Raw genomic sequence first — 3,048 nt, 5'->3', positions numbered from 1 at the left:
TCGGCGAGGACTCGACCACCCTCAACCACCTGCCGCTGTACCAGCCGATGCACCTCAACTCGGCCGTCTACGCGGGCCCCCGCGCCCCAGGTGACAATGAGACGTGCTCCACGATCTCTTCCCGCCCGGCGTCCAGCACGCCCTGGACCTCGCGGGCATCTTCGTCTTCGCCCTGGCCGGCGCCCTCCTCGCGGTCCGCAAGAACTTCGACGTCTTCGGCATCGCCGTGCTCGCCCTCGTCACCGCCCTCGGCGGCGGCCTCTTCCGCGACCTCTGCATCGGTGCCGTCCCGCCCGCGGCCTTCAGCGAGCTCAGCTTCTTCGTGACGCCGCTGCTCGCCGCCGCGCTGGTCTTCTTCCTCCACCCCGAGGTGCAGCGCATCAACCGCGCCATCAACGTCTGCGACGCCGCCGGCCTCGGACTGTTCTGCGTGTCGGGCACCACCAAGGCCTATGAGTACGGCCTCGGCCTGACCTCCTCCGCGGCCCTGGGCGTGGCCACCGCCGTCGGCGGCGGCGTCCTGCGCGACGTCCTCGCCAACGAGGTCCCCTCGCTCCTGCGCGACCGCGAGATGTACGCCGTCCCCGCCGTCGTCGGCGCCTCGATGATCGCCCTCTTCATCAGCTTCGAGGTCCTGAACGCCCTGACGACCGCGCTGGCGATCGTCACCACCTTCGTCCTGCGCATCCTGGCGATGCAGTTCCACTGGCGGGCCCCGCTGGCCTGGAACCGCCGTTCCTCGGTGGCCGAAGAACCCTAGGCCCTCCACCCCCAAAACAAAAGCTACCGCTTAGTAGCTTGCGCGTGTACCGTCGTCTCCATGTCACACGCAGCGGCCAAGGCATCCATCGGCGACAGCGAATTCGACCGCGACACCACCGTCACGCCCCGCGCGGGCGAGCCCGGGGTGTACGACGCGGAGCTCTCCGCCGGCTGGACGATCATCACCGCCGTCAACGGCGGCTACCTGCTGGCCCTGGTCGGCCGGGCCCTGTCGGCGGCCCTGCCGCACCCGGACCCCTTCACCGTCTCGGCCCACTACCTGACCTCCTCCGTGCCCGGCCCCGCCGTGATCCGCACCGAGGTCGTCAGGGCCGGCCGCACCCTCTCCACCGGCCAGGCCTCGCTGTTCCAGTTCGACGAGAGCGGCGCCGAGGTGGAGCGCATCCGCGTCCTCGCCTCCTACGGCGATCTCGCGGCGCTCCCCGACAGCGTCCACACCGTCGCCGAACCGCCCGCCATGCCCGCCTACGAGGACTGCCTCGGCGCCGAGGCCGGCCCCGCCCCGATCCCCGGCAGCAACGCCATCGTGGACCGCCTCCGGCTGCGGCTGGACCCGGCGACGGCCGGCTGGGCCGTCGGGGCGCCCTCGGGCAAGGGGGAGATGCGGGCCTGGTTCGAGCTGGCCGACGGCCGGGACGCCGACCCCCTGTCCCTGCTGCTCGCCGTGGACGCCCTTCCCCCGACCGCCTTCGACCTCGGCCTCCTGGGCTGGGCCCCCACGGTCGAACTCACCACCCACGTCCGCCACCGCCCGGCCCCGGGCCCCCTGCGCGTCGGCATCGTCACCCGCAACCTCGCGGGGGGCTTCCTGGAGGAGGACGCGGAGGTCTGGGACTCGGCGAACCGCCTGGTGGCCCAGTCCCGCCAGCTGGCGCGGGCCCCGCGCTAGCGCCCGGGGTCCGCCGTCCCCGGGGGGAGACGGCGGGCCCGCGCGGCGCCCCGGGGGCCGACCGTGGTCCGCCGGAACCGGCCAGTAGCCGACCCGGGCGGGGCCCGGCGGCGCGGGTGGCTCGTAGAATCAAAAAATCATGGCCTACCTCGACCACGCCGCGACCACGCCGATGCTCCCGGAAGCCGCCGCGGCGATGACCGCGCAGTTCGCCGCCACCGGTAACGCCTCCTCCCTGCACGCCGCCGGCCGCCGGGCGCGCCGCACCGTCGAGGAGGCCCGCGAGGCCCTCGCCGAGGCGCTCGGCGCACGCCCCAGCGAGGTGGTCTTCACCGCCGGCGGCACCGAGGCCGACAACCTCGCCGTCAAGGGCCTCTACTGGGCCCGCCGCGACGCCGACGCGGCCCGCACCCGCATCCTCGCCAGCCCCGTCGAACACCACGCCGTCCTCGACGCCGTCCACTGGCTCGCCGAGCACGAAGGGGCCGAGGTCGAGTACCTCCCCGTCGACCGCCACGGCCGCGTCCGCCCCGAGGCCTTCCGCGAGGCCGTCGAGCGCAACCCCGACGACATCGCCCTGGCCACCGTCATGTGGGCCAACAACGAGATCGGCACCGTCATGCCGGTCCGCGAGCTGGCCGCCGTCGCCCGGGAGCACGGCCTCCCGCTGCACTCGGACGCCGTCCAGGCCGTCGGACAGCTCGACGTCCGCTTCGGGGACAGCGGTCTCGCCGCGATGACCGTCAGCGGCCACAAGATCGGCGGCCCGTACGGCATCGGCGCCCTGCTCCTCGGCCGCGACCAGACCCCCGTCCCCGTCCTGCACGGCGGCGGCCAGGAACGGCACGTCCGCTCCGGGACCCTCGACGTGCCCGCCATCGCCGCCTTCGCGGTGGCGGCCGTCCTCGCCGCCGAGCGGCGCGAGCGGTTCGCCGCCGAGGTCGGCGCGCTGCGCGACGAGCTGATCGGCGCCGTCCTGGCGGCCGTCCCCGACGCCGTCCTCGGCGGCGACCCCGAGGACCGGCTCCCGGCCAACGCCCACTTCAGCTTCCCCGGCTGCGAGGGCGACTCCCTGCTGCTGCTCCTGGACGCGCAGGGCATCGAGTGCTCGACCGGCTCCGCCTGCACCGCCGGCGTCGCCCAGCCCAGCCACGTCCTGCTCGCCACCGGCACCGACCCCCAGCTGGCCCGCGGCACCCTGCGCTTCTCCCTCGGGCACACCTCCACCAAGGAGGACGTCGCGGCGGTGGCGGCGGCCATCGGCCCGGCGGTGGCCCGGGCCCGCACGGCCGGCCTGAGCTAGGGCCTGTCGTCACACTCCCGTCTGCCCCGCGACGCCTGGCACGCTCCCCCGAGCTCTTCGAGCAGGGGGTGCC

General features: G+C 74.6%; 3 protein-coding genes. All 3 read left to right on the top strand.

The features are described from left to right. Positions 1–103 precede the first annotated feature (103 nt). Positions 104–760, top strand: a complete 657-nt coding sequence (locus tag WDV06_RS36570; protein ID WP_395514116.1) for a trimeric intracellular cation channel family protein — start codon at positions 104–106, stop codon at positions 758–760. Between the two features lie 60 nt (positions 761–820). Next, complete coding sequence (locus WDV06_RS36565) at positions 821–1,672, top strand: thioesterase family protein (protein ID WP_395514115.1); 852 nt, start codon at positions 821–823, stop codon at positions 1,670–1,672. Between the two features lie 139 nt (positions 1,673–1,811). Further along, complete coding sequence (locus WDV06_RS36560) at positions 1,812–2,975, top strand: cysteine desulfurase family protein (protein ID WP_395514114.1); 1,164 nt, start codon at positions 1,812–1,814, stop codon at positions 2,973–2,975. Positions 2,976–3,048: the final 73 nt, after the last annotated feature.

This window comes from Streptomyces racemochromogenes, from assembly GCF_044129415.1.
Lineage (GTDB): Bacteria > Actinomycetota > Actinomycetes > Streptomycetales > Streptomycetaceae > Streptomyces > Streptomyces racemochromogenes_A.
The sequence above is the reverse complement of the archived record's forward strand: the minus strand, read 5'-3'. Positions and strand labels throughout refer to the sequence as shown.

What these genes read in the sequence shown, in the direction of transcription:
- WDV06_RS36565 (WP_395514115.1), top strand. Translation starts at nt 821, where the DNA reads ATGTCACACGCAGCGGCCAAGGCATCCATCGGCGACAGCGAATTCGAC.
- WDV06_RS36560 (WP_395514114.1), top strand. Translation starts at nt 1,812, where the DNA reads ATGGCCTACCTCGACCACGCCGCGACCACGCCGATGCTCCCGGAAGCC.